We start from the raw sequence: 15,685 nt of genomic DNA on the forward strand, positions 1-15,685 counted from the left end.
CGTCGACGGCGGCCGTGGAGGATTCTTCGGACGGGGGCTCACCTGTGGTCCGCATCCGAGAGCTGCTGGACGACTGCCGCCGGATCCCCGCCGGCGATCAACCATTGCGTGGGCGCCGCCCCATCGAGCAGCTCGGGGTCCGAGGTCGTCATCCGTGCCTCGATGGTGGCCGGAGTCAGCTCCTCCCGCAGGGCGGGCACCACCGTCGCCAGCCCGGGGATCGGGCGGCCGTCATGGAACTGCCACGTGGGGAATCTCAGTGACCGCCCCTCACGGTAGGCGTAGAGGGTGCGCCCGGCCGCACGGGTGATCGTCGTCGTCGTCCGGCTGAGCAGGCTGGCGACCTGTCGGGTGCTCAGAGAGCGGGCCAGCGTGCAGGCCGCCTGGACGGCCTCGTGCTGAGCGGTGAGCTGCTCGGCATAGGCGCGGTCGGACAGGATGCGCTCCACTGTGCGGGCTGTGGACTTGCTGCGGTCACGAGGGGTGGTTCGATCCAGGAAGTCGGTCATGCCGGCGGACACCGGGCCGACGCCGTCCTGCGACGTGCGGGCCGTGGCCTCGCGCATCGCGTCCGCGAGCTCCTGGTCGCTGAGGTCGAGCTGGTCGAGCAGTCCGGCAAGAACAGTCATGATGCAAGTGTAACGCATTGTACCTGCATGCACATGCGTACATGATGCGTATCTGTGGTTCCGGAGTGGGGCCGAAGGGATGGGGCGTGACGTGGCGTTGGTGTCCATGGTGCTGACATCAACCCCGAATCGGCACTGCACGCCGGGAAGGAACCGCAGGATTCCAACGATTGTCGCCGGGTGCGTCGACGCCGGGCTCGTTCATGTCAGCGCTGTGGACACTGGGCTGCTGGCGGGATCGACTTTGCGGGGTTGTGGGGCGGGGCCGGCCGCGTAGGCCGGCGTCGCGTTCGTACCTTATGCCTCGCGTTCGGGGGTTCAGTGTACGAATGCGAGGCCTACCCTACGAACGCGAGGCGCTTACCCAAGGGTGAGCCCGGAGGCCATGGTTCAACGCCAGCCCCAGCTCCGGCATCCTCCCACCCCGAGTCGACCAATGCGCACGAGGGTGGGGATCTACTGGCCGGGGGTTGTGCGTACTGCACGAGGGCCCGACCCCCATGGAGTACACCCGACGCTCGTGCAGTGGCGCCCCACCCTCGTGCAGTATGTGCCGAACTCGGCCGGGTTCACAGCGCGGTCATGGGGGAGTGCTGCCGCAGTGACAGGCCGGGGCCCAAGAGTGGAGACATGGAGCCCGGGAGCCCCTGGGCGACCCCAGCAACCCCCGGCAACCCCCAGCAACAAGGACACACGACAAGGACAACCGTCGGTGCTGCGGGAGAGTGCCACGCCACCGCGCTCTCCGCGCCGCCCCTGCTGATTCAAGGAGACGCATCATGACCCTGTCCACACCCACCACCCCCATTACCCCGGAAGAGGCCGCGACGGCCGCCGACGCCGCCCTGCGCGGCTGTGATTCGGGGATCTCCTTCGCCATGAGGCGTCGCAGTCTCCTCATGGCCGGCTTCGGCCAGGGAGTCGCCGGTCTCGTTGCGGCTTGTGGCTCCTCCGGCGAGGCGATCGCCGCCGCGTCCTCCGGAAGGGGTGGCGGCTCGTCCTCCGGGTCCGCCTCGGCCGCGGCCTCCCGGGCCGCCTCCTCCCCCGAGTACCACGAGGCCAGCGCCTCCAACACGCCGCTGTCCGCCGGCACCTGGAGCGGCACCATCGGAGACAAGCAGGTGACCCTCTCCGGGGCCTACCTCGTCGACGGCACCACCGCCACCATCGACGGCGGCACCTTCGAGTCGGCCACCGCCGATCAGGCCGTCTTCCTCGTGGTCAACGGCGGGCGACTGACGATCACCAACGCCAGGATCGCCAAGACCGGAGACGCCACCTCCAGCGGCCAGCACGGTGTCGACGACTCCTACAGCTTCTACGGCCTCAACTCCGCCGTCGTGGTCGTCGGCCAGGGGTCGAGCGCCACCGTCAGCGAGACGACCCTGACCACTGACGCCTCGGGCGCCAACGCCGTCGTCGCCACCGGCAGTGCCAGCGCCACCGTCACCGGCTGCGCCATCGCCACTACCGGAGAGTCCTCCCGCGGCCTGCACGCCACCTACGCCGGCGTCATCACCGGATCCGACCTGACCATCGAGACCCAGGGTGCCCATTGCGCCGCGCTCGCCACCGACCGCGGTTCGGGAACCGTCACGGTTGACGGCACCAACACCTTCACCACGAACGGCGACGGTTCCCCGTGCCTCTACTCCACCGGGCAGATCACCGTCAGTGGCCTGACCGGTCAGGCCAACGCCTCCCAGGCCGTCGTCGTTGAGGGCAAGAACCACGCCACCGTGTCGAGCTCGACGCTTACGAGCGCCTCCGCCAAGGGTGGCGTCATGCTCTACCAGTCCATGTCGGGCGACGCCGCCGACGCCGATGCCACCACGGAGGTCTCCACCCTGGCCATGACCGGCGTCAACCTCACGTGCACCCACAAGGTCCCGATCCTCTACGTCACCAATACCTCCTCCCAGGCGACCCTGACCGGCTGCACGCTGACCACCACCGGCGGCCTGGCCACCGCGGCTGAGGACCGTTGGGGGACGGCCGGCTCCAACGGGGGCGTCCTCGCCCTGACCATGGATGCCACCGCCTCCGACGGCGCCATCACCGCCGGCTCGGAGTCCTCCTCCATCACCGTGGTGACGGCCAACGGCGGGACGGCCACCGGGCCGACCTCGGGTAACGTCACCGTCTCCTGAGGGGTGGTGACGATCCTGCTCGCTCGGCCTCGGCTCTCCCCGGGGGTGGAGGCTCTGGGGAGAGCCGACGCATGTATTTGAACCGGAAACAAGAATCTCGCAAGTGTTACACAACTGTGACCATCATGGTGTTGCCGCATGAACCTGGGTGGAGTCATAAGACGTTCTGGGTGGTAGCGGGAAGATGTGGTGGCCAGCAATCCCAGCAGCCCCAGCAGACCGCGTGGTCGGGGAACTCTGTGCTGGTAGGGGCTGGTTAATTGTGTGAAAACCGAGACCAAGTCGTCACTCACGTCACGAGGAGGGCACGTGGAGGTCACACTTGAGCGGATTATTCCGATGAAGGCCTTTCTGCCTTGCAATTCCCTTACTGGAAGGTGCCATGATTCGGCCATGAACACTGTCAGTACCCCGACTTCGCCCCAAGCTGCCCCGGCTAGGCGGCGCGGGCCCGGGCGCCCCCGAGCGGGCAGCGAGGACAAGCGAGCACGTATCCTCAACGAAGCCGTGGTTCTCTTCGGAGAGCACGGGTATGCCGGCACCTCCCTGGCCGACATCGCCAACGCGGCAGACATTTCCAAGGCCGGACTCCTGCACCACTTCTCCTCCAAGGACGAGCTCTTCTGCAAGGTGCTGGAGCGTCGTGACCGCGAGGATGCCCTGAGCATTCTCGTGGAGTCCCCGGCCGTCGAGGGGGACGCCGCCGAGGCCCCCGTCGACACCGTCGGCAACCTGGACACCCTCGACGTCGCGGGTGACTCCGACCTGGACGGCAACCCCTGGGCCCTGCTGGAGCGCTACATCGAGCTGCTCGAGCGCAACGTCGCCCACCGGGACCTCACGGCGATCTACACCGCGACGGCGGTCTCGGTCCTCGACGCCGACCACCCCGCGCACCGGTGGATGGCCAACCACCTCAACAGCGCCGTCGAGCGCTTCGAGTCCAGTTTCGAGGCCGGCAAGACCGCCGGGCTCGTGGATCCGCAGATGCCCTCGCGCCTCGTGGCGCGCAGCCTGGTCGCCCTCGTCGACGGCCTCCAGCTGCAGTGGCTGTGCTCGACGACGCCCGGGACGGCCGCCGCGGAGGCCCTGTCCACCGACCTGGTGGCGGAGATCCGCCTCTACACCGAGTGCCTGCGCAGCCGGTGGGAGGTCCAGGAGACCCCGGAGACTCCTCAGCGGCCCAAGGCTGCCTGACAGCCAGGTGCCGCGTCGCACCGGCTCGGCACCATACGAATCCGCACCAGCATCCCTATCCATCCCATCCGGCTCGGGAACCTCTCGTTCCCGAGCCGGTCCTGTCCGTGGGTGTCGGTCGTGAGCTGGTGCCCGCCCGGCGCCGGTCCGGTTCAGCGCTCCGCCCACAGCAGCAGGTGCGGGGTGATTGAGGCCAGGTCAGGGACGACGACGAGGCCGGGGTCGGCCGGGAAGTGCTTGGTCGTCCCGATCTGCACGACGTGGATCCCGTTGCCCCGGGCCGAGGCCGCCCCTGTGGGGGAGTCCTCCACGACGACGCAGTCCTGAGGGCGCAGGTCGAGGCGCTCGACCGCCGTGGCGTAGGGCAGCGGATCGGGCTTGGCTCCGACGCCGTCGTCACCGGTGACCAGGACGGCGAAGACGTCGCCGAGCGCGGAGGCCACCTTCTCGACGATCCGGCGCGGTGAGGCCGAGACGATTCCCTGGGCCAGCCCCACCTCTGAGAGCGCCGAGGTGATCCGCAGTGCTCCGGGCACCAGGGGAGGGGCTGCGCTCACGGAGGCCTCGACGTCGTGCGCGATCGCCTCGAAGACCTCCTGCGTGGCCGGGTCGTCCCAGGAGCGGGTGGCGCCGGTGGCGGCGATGAGTTCGCGGGCCTGACGGATCGAGGCCCCCGTCATCTGGGCGACGAGCTCGGGGCGCGGGTCTCCGCCCAGGGCCTGGCAGTGGTGGATGAAGGCCTCGTCCCAGAAGGGCTGGGAGTCCATGAGGGTGCCGTCCATGTCCCACAGGACAGCGCGCACCGTGAAGTTGGGAGTGGGGGATGGCGTCATGAGAAATAGCCTAGCCGGAGGGTGTCGTGGCGCACAGGGGCCGGGTGCGCTGCCTCATGACCCGCCTGCCGGCGCTCAGGGTTATGCGCTGCGTCGTCGTCCTGGCAGACTGCCGTCAGGACGCCAGGAGGTGCACGAGCCCGATCCCAACGGGGTGTGCAGGTGGCGGCGCAGTCGGAGGGGCCAGGAGGAGAGCGGGTGGGGGACACCTACAGGACCACGATGGCGGACGTGGCCAAGGCGGCCGGCGTCTCGCGCACCACGGTGTCCTTCGTGCTCAACAACCGCGACGGTGCTCGTATCCCACCGCAGACCCGTGAGCGCGTCCAGCAGGTGGCTGCTGAGCTCGGGTACCGCCCGCACGGTGGGGCGCGGGCCCTGGCCTCGCGCCGATCCTCCCTGATCGGCCTGGTCTCCGAGATCGTCACCAGTCCCTTTGCCGCCGCGACGATCCGCGGGATCCAGGACACCGTCCGAGCCGCCGGCTACACCCTGTTCATCGTGCCGACCTCGACGGAGGCCACCGTGGATGGCGAGGCCTTCGAGACGCTGCTGAAGTCCCGGGTCGAGGGGATCATCTACGCCACCGGCTGGAACTGCCGGGTCCGCATGCCGGCGCAGGCCCGCGAGATCCCCACCGTCCTGGTCCACTGCATCGACCCGGTCTCCGGCCTTCCCTGCGTGCGCCCTGACGAGGAGCAGATGGGGCGCCTGGCCGCGCAGGCGCTCCTGGAGGGCCATCACCGCGACATCGGCGTCATCGAGCTCGACCCCAACGACGGTGAGGCCGCCCCGGGACGGCGCGTCGGCTGCCGGGCCTACCTGGAGCAGGCCGGCATCCCCTGGAGCACCGTGCACGTGGCCGTCGGCCACGGCACCGCCCGGGACGGGTACGCGGCCGCCTCCCGCCTCCTGACGGACGATCCCTGGCTGACCGGGCTGGTGTGCGGCAACGACTGCATGGCAATGGGTGCCTATGCCGCGATCCGCGAACAGGGGCTGAGGGTGCGTGAGGACGTGGCCGTCATCGGGATCGACGACCAGGAGCTCATCGCCGACCAGGTCCATCCGGCACTGACGACGGTCGCGCTGCCCTTTGAGGAGATGGGTCAGGTGGCCGTCTCCCACCTGCTGGCCCTCATGGAGGGCGAGGAGGTGCCCGCTGAGACGCTCCTGCCGGGCACAATCATCCGGCGTTCCTCGGCCTGACGGCGCGTCGCACCGTCTCTCCGGTCCGGTCCCCGGCCGTGAGGGGAGACGCTGCCGCTCAGGAGCGCCGACGGCGCAGGCGCAGCGCGTAGGCGCCGGTCGCGGCGGCGACCGCCCCCAAGACGCCGAGAGCCAGGGACGTGCCGGTGCGGGCCAGCGGGAACCGGGCCGAAGCACTCCTGCCTGCAGCTGCGGCAGTGGGGCTCGCCGACGCCGACGCCGCCTTCGCCTGGCCGCGGGCCGGCTCCTGGACGGCCGGCTTGCCGGGCCCGGGGGAGTCGGGGCCCTCGGCCGGGGCGCCCTTATCCTGAACGGACCCCAGGTGCCACAGGCTCAGGGAGCCCAGATGCGCCGTGCCGCCCTCGGCGTAGAGCGAGACCCCCGTGGCGTCCTGTTCGGGGTAGACGGTCTCGGTGATGACGGGGGTGCCGTCGGCCGCGAAGACCTCCACGGAGTGGGCGTCGACGACGATGCGCAGGTGGACCTGGCCCTTGCTGTCCGGTGACAGCGGCGCCGTGGCACGGCCCGGGAACTTCGGGGAGAAGTCGGTGACCCCGGAGTGGGTGCGGTCCACGACGAGCTGCTTGGCCTTGGAGTCGTAGCCGATGAGCGTGTACTGCTCGCCGTTGTCGAGGACCTTGAGGCCGGCGAAGGAGGAGGCGCCGGGTTTCAGGTCGACGCTGATGTCCAGGGAGGTGCCCTGGGCGGCCTGCCCCAGGGAGGTCTCGCCCGCCGGGATGTCGGTGTTCGCCCGGGTGAGCTCCTGCCCCGTGCGCAGGGACTCCAGAGCGGTGACGGGCTGGGCGGTCAGGCGCAGCTTGCCGCCCACCCGGGTCAGCCCCATCTCGCGCACCGTGGACATGGCGGTGCGCCAGGTGGTGGTGGGCAGGTCGCGCACGTAGGCCCAGTTGCTCATCCAACCCACCTGGTAGCGCTTGCCGTTGGGGACATTGTTCCAGGTGACGGCCGCGTAGTAGTCCTTGCCGTAGTCCAGGCGCGGGACGACGTCGGCCCCGGAGAAGGCCTTCGTGTCCGACTGGAGGATCTGGTCGACCATGAGGTGGCCCCAGTCCTCGGCGTTGCCGTTGCGGTCCTCAATGACCAGGCGGGCCTTGCGGCCCTTGTAGGCCGTCACGTCCATGCTCGTCCACTCCAGGGTCCCGGAGTTGTTGCCGGTGGCGGAGGCGACGACCTTGCCGTCGACGACGAGGTTGACCGAGGTGTTGTCCGCGATGGGGGAGGCCTTCTTGTCCGAGGCGCGCACCTCGTCCAGGAGGATGTGTCCCCAGGGGCCGGTGGCCGTGTCGGTGACGACGATCTGGGCGGACTTGCCCTTGAGATCGCTGACGTCCCAGCTCTGCCAGTTGAGCTCCTCCAGGTTGCGGCCGGTGGCCGAGCGCACCACCTTGCCGTCGACGACGAGCTCGACGACGCTCACCCCCGAGCCGCCCTCGGCATCGCCCTCGGGGCGCGGGTTGTTGCCGCCGCCCACGAGGAGGTTGAGGTAGGCGGAGTCGATGGTGAAGGTCGGTGAGGTCGCGGTGCCGGTGGTGGCATCCGAGCCCTGCCCGTTGCTGACGTCCAGGTAGGTGTTGAGCAGCCCGGCGCTGGAGTGGTTGACCAGCGGCTGCTGGCCGGGGGTGGCGCCCTGAGGGGGCGTGGCCCCGAAGGCGCTGCCCTCCACGGTCCAGCCGTCCCAGGAGCCGTCGAAGCCGGCCAGGAGCCGGCCGCCGCCGTTGTCTCCGGTGGCCTTGGGGTTGTAGGGGTGCTTGCCGCCGGCGGTGCGCAGGTTGATGTAGGACGAGGAGACGGTGAACTCATCCGAGGTCAGCGTGCCGGTGTCGGCATCGCCGCTGCCGAAGGAGTCCACGTAGGCCTTGCCCTGGTGCCCGGGCAGGTCACCGGTGGCCGGGCCCGAGCCGAAGGCGGCGCCGTCGGCCTTCCAGCCGGCGTAGCCGTTCTCGAAGTCGGCCAGGGTCGTGCCCTCCTCGCCGGTGTAGTGGGGGATCTCGTCAGGGGTGAAGGTGGAACCGTCCCAGCTGCCCACGAAGTACTGGGCGGAGTCGGCCACCGTGACCACGAGGACCCACTTGGTCTCCTTGGAGCTGCCGTCGACCGGCAGCGGGAAGAAGTCCGGGCACTCCCACACCGCCGAGGTGATGCCCTCCCCGCCGAAGCTGGACTGCTCGGTCCAGTGGATGAGGTCGGGGGAGGAGTAGAAGGAGACGCGGTGCTCAGTGGCGTGGGAGACCACCATGGTCCAGCGCCCGGAGGTCTCGTCCCAGAAGACCTTGGGGTCGCGGAACTCGTGGGAGCCGATGTCCAGGACTGGATCCCCGTTGTTGTACAGGTTCCAAGTGCGGCCCTTGTCCGTGGAGTAGGCCAGGGACTGGGACTGGTTGCCGCCGACGTCGGCCCGTGTCCACACCGCGACCATGGCCGGGTTGTCCGGGCTGCCCAGGCCGGAGGTGTTCTTGGTGTCAATGACCACCGAGCCGGAGAACACCCCGTACTGCGAGGTGTGCGGGATCGCCACGCCCAGCTCCTGCCAGTGGACCAGGTCCTTGGAGACAGCGTGGCCCCAGGACATGTTGCCCCAGTCCGAGCCCTCGGGGTTGTACTGGTAGAACATGTGGTACTCGCCGTCGTAGTAGACGAGCCCGTTGGGGTCGTTCATCCAGTTCTTCTGGGGGGTGTAGTGGGTCTGCGGACGCCACCGCTCGCCGGATTGGCCGGCCTTCGGCGGCGCCGGTGCGGTCGGGGAGAGGGAGACCGGTTGGGCCTGGCCGGAGGCGGCTGCGGGCATGGAGGCCAGCGTAGAGCCGGCTGCCAGCAGGCAGAAGGCGGTCAGGGCGCTGAGTGCTCGGACGGTCCGACTCATGTGCTGTCCTCCGGGAAACGGGCTCGGCGTGAACGGGCGGGGGCGCCGTTGCGGGGCGGTGCGGTGCTCAGGGGCTGCTGCCCGTCTCCTACGCCGATCCGATAACGCGCGTTAGCGCCGGTAATAAACTACGCGGACCTTTGATGCTGAGCAAGCAGTCAGGGGTCATTCCCGATCAACATCGGGGACTTCTCAGGGTGCTCCCCGATAGCGGACGGCAGGCCCCAGCACCCAGACTTGTTGCCATGACGCAGCAGCAGTACCCCGGTCAGTTCAGCCAGTCCGCCCGCTTCGAGGGCGGGGGCACCTCCTCCAGCCGCTCGGGCGAGTTCCTCCGTTTCCGCGACTCCCTGCCCCGGCGCTCGCGTGAGCACCGCATTCTCGGCGGCGTCTGCGGGGGTCTGGCCGAGGCCTGGAACATGCCCGTGAGCGCGGTGCGCGTCGGGGTGATCCTGGCCAGCTTCCTGCCCGGCCCCATGTGCCTGGTCTACGTCGCGGCATGGTGCCTCATGCTCGACGAGCCCGCCCCCGCCCAGTACTGCCAGTACTGACTGTTCTCAGCCTGCCCGGGCGGGTCCGAGCCGGCCGGCCCGGGCCGTCACAGTCCTCCGGAGACCTTTAGCGCTCTGGTAACACGACCCCTACCAGACTCACGACTACCACATCGGCCGAGGACGTCGACATCTTCGACCTCGTAGAAAGAAAGGTGATGGCTGTCTCTTCGCTCTCCTCAATGCTTCTCTCCTGCCGTCTCTCCGTCACTCGCTTTCTCCTGACGCATGCCCGTCCCTGCCGCCACCGGTTCCAGGCGGCGCCTCGGGTCCACGCGTGAGTGATGGGCTGCGCCCGCCTCGTCGCCCCCGGTTCCACGGGTGACCTGGTGGGCGCAGCGTGCTGCTGAGCGGGGTGTCATCGATGCGTGCGGGGGCAGAGCTGCTGCTCCCGCACGCGTCGAGTGCCCCGGTCGCGAAATGAGGGCGGCGGTCTCGCGGGAAGGCGCCGTCGATGGGAGGATCAAGCCGTGACCAACACCGTGAATGACGCCAATGACGCCAACGCCGCCGTGACTGCTCCAGCGGCCGACATCGAGTTCCTCTCCGCCTACGACCAGGGCTTCGCCCGCGTCGCCGCCGTCACCCTGCCGGTGGTGCCCGTCGACCCGGCCGCCAACGCCGCCGCCATCATCGAGCAGGCCCGCACCCTGGCCGACGACGGCGTCTGCCTGGCCGCCTTCCCCGAGCTGTGCCTGACCGGCTACGCCATCGATGACCTCCTGTTGTCCGACGTCCTGCTGTCCGACGTGCTCACCGCCATCGAGACCCTGCGCGCCGCCAGCGCCGGCCTCCTGCCTGCCCTCGTCGTCGGCGCCCCCCTGCGCCTGGGCGACCGCCTCTACAACTGCGCCCTGGTCATCCAGGGCGGACGGGTGCGCGGCGTCGCCCCCAAGTCCTACCTGCCCACCTACCGGGAGTTCTACGAGAAGCGGCACTTCGCCCCCGGCGACGCCCTGCCCGCCGGGGTGGAGAGCATCGAGTTGCCCGGCGTGCGCGGCGGTTCCGACGACGCTGAGAGGACCGAGAGCGCCGGCGGTACCGAGCCGGTCGCCCGGGTCCCCTTCGGGGCGAACCTCCTGTTCGAGGTCGAGGACGTCGCCGGCCTGGCCTTCCACGTCGAGGTCTGCGAGGACATGTGGGTGCCTGTCCCTCCCTCCGCTGTGGCGGCGCTGGCTGGGGCGACGGTCCTGGTCAACCTCTCCGGCTCTCCCATCACGGTGGGGCGGGCTGAGGACCGTGAGCTGTTGGCCCGCTCCTCGTCTGCCCGAGGACTGGCCGCCTACGTCTACGCCGCCGCCGGGCAGGGCGAGTCCTCCACGGACCTGGCCTGGGACGGCCAGACCCTCGTCTACGAGAACGGCGAGCTGCTCGGCTCCACCGAGCGCTTCCCCGACGGGCCGCGCGCCACCGTCGTCGACGTCGACATCGAGGGCCTGCGCGCCGAGCGCCTGCGCCAGGGGACCTTCGCTGACAACGCCCGCACCCTGAGCGCCCCGGTCGCCGGCTCCCCGGCCGCGGCCACCACCTTCACCGACCCGGCGGCCTTCCGACGCATCCGGATCGGCGCCGCCGACCTGGCCGCCCCGCGCACGGACATCGGCCTGCGCCGCCGCGTGGACCGCTTCCCCTTCGTGCCCGACGACCCCGCCCGGCTCGCCCAGGACTGCTACGAGGCCTACAACATCCAGGTGGCCGCCCTCGTCCAGCGCCTGGGGGCCATCGGCAACCCCAAGATCGTCATCGGCGTCAGCGGCGGCCTGGACTCCACCCACGCCCTCATCGTCGCCGCCCGCGCCATGGACCTCCTGGGCCGGCCCCGCTCGGACATCCACGCCATCACCATGCCCGGCTTCGCCACGAGCGCCGGCACGCGCCGCAACGCCGAGGACCTCGCCGTCGGCCTGGGCTGCACCTTCGAGGAGCTCGACATCCGGGCCACCGCCACCCAGATGCTCACCGAGATGGGCCACCCCTACGGTGAGTACGCCCGCACCGGGGTCCTGCCCGAGGGGGTGAGCGAGCGCGAGCTCTACGACGTCACCTTCGAGAACGTCCAGGCGGGCCTGCGCACCGACTTCCTGTTCCGTGTCGCCAACCATCGCGGCGGCATCGTCCTGGGCACCGGGGACCTCTCCGAGCTCGCCCTGGGCTGGTGCACCTTCGGGGTGGGCGACCAGATGGCCCACTACGGCGTCAACGCCGGCATCCCCAAGACCCTCATCCAGCACCTCATCCGCTGGGTGGTCGCCGAGGGGCTGTTCGACGACGCCGTCGGTCGCACGCTGCTGTCCATCTTGGACACCGAGATCAGCCCCGAGCTGGTCCCGGCCGAGGCTGGCGGCGCCATCCAGTCCACCCAGGCCAAGATCGGCCCCTACGCCCTGCAGGACTTCACCCTGTGGCACGTGCTGCGCCGCGGTTCACGCCCCAGTCGCATCGCCTTCCTGGCGCACCAGGCGTGGGCGGACGCGCAGAGCGGGGACTGGCCCGAGGGGCTGCCGCAGGCGGAGAAGGTGGCCTACGACCTTCCCGAGATCCGGCGCTGGCTCGAGCTGTTCCACCGGCGCTTCTTCACCAACCAGTTCAAGCGCTCCACTCTGCCCAACGGGCCCAAGGTGGTCGCCGGCGGCTCGCTGTCCCCCCGGGGCGACTGGCGCATGCCCTCCGACGCCGCCGCGACCGCCTGGCTGGCCGAGCTCGAGCGCAACGTGCCCCGGGCGTGAGGCCCCGCAGGGGGGCCAGGACCATTGTCCTGGGATGTGATGCACAACACAATGTGGCGTCTTAGGTGTCCCTTGTTCGGGATTGATGTGAGTAAAACGCATACTTGCAGCGAAAACGTCCGGTGACGTGCGGGTAACGCGCGTTACCTTCGTTGGTTTTGTGCGCTTCTGTGTGAAAGTGGTGGGCGATTTAGTGGTGGCGATCACCCTGATCCTTCTTATCGTCGCCATGTCACACACGTTGCTGTTGCCCAGGCCATACGCACCTTTGGCGGCAGCCCGGATGGGAAAGGTCCCCGCCCATGGTCTGCCTGGTCATAGCCGCGCACGGACACTTGGCTGAAGGTCTTGTCGCCTCCTCATCGATGATCGTCGGTCCCAGTGACGACGTCGTCGCCGTCACCTTCGAGCCCTCCGAGGGTCCCGACGACCTGCTGGCGAAGTACGCCGCCGCGGTCGAGGCCTCCTCCAGCCAGGAGTACCTCATCCTCGTCGACCTCTTCGGCGGCAGCCCCTACAACGCCGCCGCCCGGTTCGCAGCGGGACGCGACGACGCCGACGTCGTCACCGGCGTCAACCTGCCCATGGTCATCGAGGTCCTGTCCCGTCGTCTTACCGGCGCCGGTCTCGCCGAGCTCGTGGAGGCCGCTCGCACCTCCGCCGTCGACGGCGTCAAGGTCCTCTCCGAGGTCTTCACCCCTGCCCCAACCACCACTTCCGATGATGAAGGAGACGAGCTCTGATGGACGTCAAGCTCCTGCGTATCGATTCCCGCCTGGTCCACGGACAGGTCGCCAACAACTGGGCCGGATCCCTGGGCGCCGAGGCCATCCTCGCCGTCTCCGACGGCGCCGCCAACGACGAGCTGCGCAAGACCCTCATGCTGCAGACCGGCGGCGGCAAGGTGAAGGTCCACGTGCTGGGCGTGGAGAAGGCCGCCCGCGTCTACAAGAACCCCAAGTACGAGAACCTCAAGGCCGTCATCGTCGTCGAGACCCCGGCCGATATTGTGCGTCTGCTCGACCTGGGTGTGGACGCCAAGGAGGTCAACGTCGGCGGCATGACCTTCAAGCAGGGCACCAGCCAGGTCTCCCAGGCCGTCTACGCCAGCCCCGCCGACGTCGAGGCCTTCAAGGAGATCGACTCCCGCGGCATCAAGCAGTACATCCAGCAGGTGCCCTCCACCGCGAGCTCCGACCTCATGGGAGCCCTCAAGGAGAAGGGCCTGCTCTAAGGACACGGCTCCGTCCCCAGACCTCCCTCAGACACCTCCATCCCGTCGCCGCTCGGTGGCGGGCTCAGTGGGAGTGTGCTGTCAACCCTCACATGAGAGAGACATACCGTGCATGACATCAATCTGATCCAGATCATTCTGGTCACGCTCGTGGCGTTCGTCGCGGGCATGGCCAGCGTCCTGGACGAGCGGCAGTTCCACCGCCCGCTCGTCGCCTGCACCCTGACCGGTATCGCCATGGGCAGCCCCACCATCGGCATCATGGTCGGGGGAACCCTGGAGCTCCTCGCTCTGGGCTGGATGAACGTCGGCGCCGCCATGGCTCCCGACTCCGCCCTGGCCTCCACGGTCTCCACGGTCATCGCCGTCGCCTCGGTTAGCGACGACCCGACCAGGGCCGACATTGCCACCGCCGCTCACACCGCTATCGGTGTGGCCGTTACGCTGGCCGTCGCCGGCCAGGCCTTGACGATCTTCGTGCGAACGATCGCCATCTTCTTCGCCCACCAAGCGGATCAATATGCCGAGCAGGCCAACTACCGGGGCATTGCCATTATGCACTTCACGGCCCTGGGCCTTCAAGGACTGCGCGTGGCCATCCCGACCGCAGCTGTTGCAGCTCTGGCCTCAGGCGACACGGTGAAGAATGCTCTCGAGATGATCCCAAAGGTCATCACCAACGGACTCAACATCGCCGGTGGCTTCATCGTCGTCGTCGGTTACGCCATGGTCATCAACATGATGAAGGCGCGCAAGCTCATGCCCTTCTTCTTCCTGGGCTTCATCTTCGCCACCTTCGCCACCACCGTTGGCGGCTCGGCCTCAGTCAGTGACCACAGCAAGGGCATCGACAAGTGGGTCATCGACCTCGCTCCCAACGGTGCCACCCTTGTGGCGCTGGGCATTCTGGGGGCCTGCCTGGCCGTCATCTACGTCCAGCTCAACCCCGAGTTCCACGACTCCGTGCGTTTGCCCGCCGCCTCCCCCGCGGCCGGCGGCGGCTCCAGCAGCGACCTGGACGACGACCTCGACGACGAACTCGACTGAGCTGGAAGAAGGAAGACTCTCATGACTACTGAAACCGCTCCGGCCACCTCGGAGAAGATGCTCAACAGCCGCGACCTCATGCGGATGTACTGGCGCTCCACCTTCCTGCTCGGCTCCTTCAACTTCGAGCGCATGCAGGCCATGGGCTTCTGCTACACGCTCATGCCGGCCATCCGGAAGTTCTACCGCAACGACAAGAGCGCTCAGGCCGCAGCGCTCAAGCGGCACCTGGAGTTCTACAACACCCACCCCTGGGTCTCCTCGGTCGTCTTTGGCGTCACCGCCGCCATGGAGGAACAGAAGTCCAAGGGCGAGGAGATCTCCGAGGAGACCATCACCTCGGTCAAGGTCGGCCTCATGGGACCGCTGGCCGGCGTCGGTGACCCCATCTTCTGGGGAACCGCCCGCCCCGTCCTGGCGGCCTTGGGGGCGTCGTTGGCTCTCAATGGTTCCTTCCTGGGGCCGCTGCTGTTCTTCGTCGGTATCAACCTCCTGCGCGTTCTCACCCGCTGGTACGGCCTGAAGCTCGGCTACGAGCGCGGCACCGAGATGGTCACCGAGGTCGGTGGCGGCCAGCTCAAGAAGATCACCCAGATGGCGGCCATCATGGGTCTGTTCGTCATGGGCGCCCTGGTCTCGAAGTGGACCAACATTAAGTTCCCGACCGTGGTCACAAAGGTGACCGACCCCGACACCCAGATCGTCAAGGTGACGACCGTCCAGAGCATCCTAGACCAGCTTCTGCCCGGCCTGGCGGCGTTGGGGCTCACCTTCCTGTGCATGTGGCTGCTCAATAAGAAGGTCAACGCCCTGTGGATCATCCTGGGCATGTTCGCCATCGGTATCGCAGGGGCCGCCACTGGCTTCCTGGGACTGTGATGGACTAGCGGACGACCGGCTGAAGGCCGTTCGCCACTCCATCCCGGAGCGGGGAGGGCGCCAGAGGACTCGCCTCCGGTTCCCTCCCCGCTCCACGCGCTCGGTAGAATGCTCGGGGCTCCCGCCGGATCTCCTGGCACACCACTAGTGCTCCGTCGCGACCGTCCGACGCCTTCTCCCGACTCTCCGCCTCCCCCAACTGTCAGCGCCCTCCGCCCCCTGCAGCAAGGAACCCGCGTGACTCGACTCCTCGTCACCGACCTGGACGCCACCATCGTCTTCGACCGCACCGTCTCCCCGGCCGACCGCGAGGCCATGGCCCGCTGGCGGGCCGCCGGCAACCTCCTGG

12 protein-coding genes and 1 pseudogene are annotated in these 15,685 nt (G+C 68.9%); 10 read left to right on the forward strand and 3 right to left on the reverse strand.

All coding sequences use genetic code 11. From position 1 onward, the window contains the following. Nucleotides 1-38: 38 nt before the first annotated feature. Nucleotides 39-629 carry a hypothetical protein gene (locus BKH20_RS07525; protein ID WP_075390539.1) on the reverse strand — a complete coding sequence of 197 codons (591 nt, stop codon included), beginning with the start codon at nt 627-629 and terminating at the stop codon, nt 39-41. A 779-nt stretch (nt 630-1,408) separates the two neighbouring features. Between BKH20_RS07525 and BKH20_RS07535 the strand changes: the two genes are divergently transcribed. Continuing rightward, nucleotides 1,409-2,779, forward strand: a complete 1,371-nt coding sequence (locus BKH20_RS07535; RefSeq protein WP_218638155.1) for a hypothetical protein — start codon at nt 1,409-1,411, stop codon at nt 2,777-2,779. A 393-nt stretch (nt 2,780-3,172) separates the two neighbouring features. Then, nucleotides 3,173-3,976: a TetR/AcrR family transcriptional regulator gene (locus BKH20_RS07540; protein ID WP_256693084.1), complete on the forward strand. Its 804-nt coding sequence runs from the start codon at nt 3,173-3,175 to the stop codon at nt 3,974-3,976. A gap of 152 nt (nt 3,977-4,128) precedes the next feature. Here BKH20_RS07540 and BKH20_RS07545 read toward each other — a convergent pair whose 3' ends face one another. Beyond that, on the reverse strand, nt 4,129-4,809 hold the full coding sequence (locus BKH20_RS07545) for an HAD family hydrolase (RefSeq protein ID WP_075390541.1): 681 nt from the start codon (nt 4,807-4,809) through the stop codon (nt 4,129-4,131). A 198-nt stretch (nt 4,810-5,007) separates the two neighbouring features. On the opposite strand from BKH20_RS07545, the gene BKH20_RS07550 reads away from it, so the two are divergent. Then, a complete protein-coding gene (locus BKH20_RS07550; RefSeq protein ID WP_081381650.1) occupies nt 5,008-6,018 on the forward strand; it encodes a LacI family DNA-binding transcriptional regulator in 1,011 nt (336 codons plus the stop codon). A gap of 58 nt (nt 6,019-6,076) precedes the next feature. On the opposite strand, the gene BKH20_RS07555 is transcribed toward BKH20_RS07550, so the two are convergent. Beyond that, complete coding sequence (locus tag BKH20_RS07555) at nt 6,077-8,899, reverse strand: GH32 C-terminal domain-containing protein (protein ID WP_075390542.1); 2,823 nt, start codon at nt 8,897-8,899, stop codon at nt 6,077-6,079. Nucleotides 8,900-9,144: 245 nt separating this feature from the next. Here BKH20_RS07555 and BKH20_RS07560 point away from each other — a divergent pair, with 245 nt between their 5' ends. From BKH20_RS07560 to BKH20_RS14685, 7 genes and pseudogenes are all read left to right on the forward strand, one after another. Then, entirely contained in the window at nt 9,145-9,450 is a 306-nt protein-coding gene (locus BKH20_RS07560) for a PspC domain-containing protein (RefSeq protein ID WP_070658339.1), read from the forward strand. Between the two features lie 470 nt (nt 9,451-9,920). Further along, nucleotides 9,921-12,176: an NAD(+) synthase gene (locus BKH20_RS07565; protein ID WP_430793387.1), complete on the forward strand. Its 2,256-nt coding sequence runs from the start codon at nt 9,921-9,923 to the stop codon at nt 12,174-12,176. A 302-nt stretch (nt 12,177-12,478) separates the two neighbouring features. Beyond that, nucleotides 12,479-12,919 carry a PTS sugar transporter subunit IIA gene (locus BKH20_RS07570; RefSeq protein ID WP_070658337.1) on the forward strand — a complete coding sequence of 147 codons (441 nt, stop codon included), beginning with the start codon at nt 12,479-12,481 and terminating at the stop codon, nt 12,917-12,919. Then, nucleotides 12,919-13,410: a PTS system mannose/fructose/N-acetylgalactosamine-transporter subunit IIB gene (locus BKH20_RS07575; protein WP_070658335.1), complete on the forward strand. Its 492-nt coding sequence runs from the start codon at nt 12,919-12,921 to the stop codon at nt 13,408-13,410. Before BKH20_RS07570 ends, BKH20_RS07575 begins: the two co-directional genes overlap by 1 nt. Before the next feature lie 108 nt (nt 13,411-13,518). Continuing rightward, the gene (locus tag BKH20_RS07580) at nt 13,519-14,457 is read left to right on the forward strand and encodes a PTS mannose/fructose/sorbose transporter subunit IIC (RefSeq protein ID WP_075390543.1); all 939 of its coding nucleotides are present in this window, start codon (nt 13,519-13,521) and stop codon (nt 14,455-14,457) included. Between the two features lie 21 nt (nt 14,458-14,478). Beyond that, nucleotides 14,479-15,336 carry a PTS system mannose/fructose/sorbose family transporter subunit IID gene (locus BKH20_RS07585; RefSeq protein ID WP_075390544.1) on the forward strand — a complete coding sequence of 286 codons (858 nt, stop codon included), beginning with the start codon at nt 14,479-14,481 and terminating at the stop codon, nt 15,334-15,336. Between the two features lie 237 nt (nt 15,337-15,573). Then, a pseudogene (locus BKH20_RS14685) lies at nt 15,574-15,685 on the forward strand (haloacid dehalogenase); the annotation flags it as partial.

It is taken from the genome of Actinomyces oris, assembly GCF_001937445.1.
Lineage (GTDB): Bacteria > Actinomycetota > Actinomycetes > Actinomycetales > Actinomycetaceae > Actinomyces > Actinomyces acetigenes.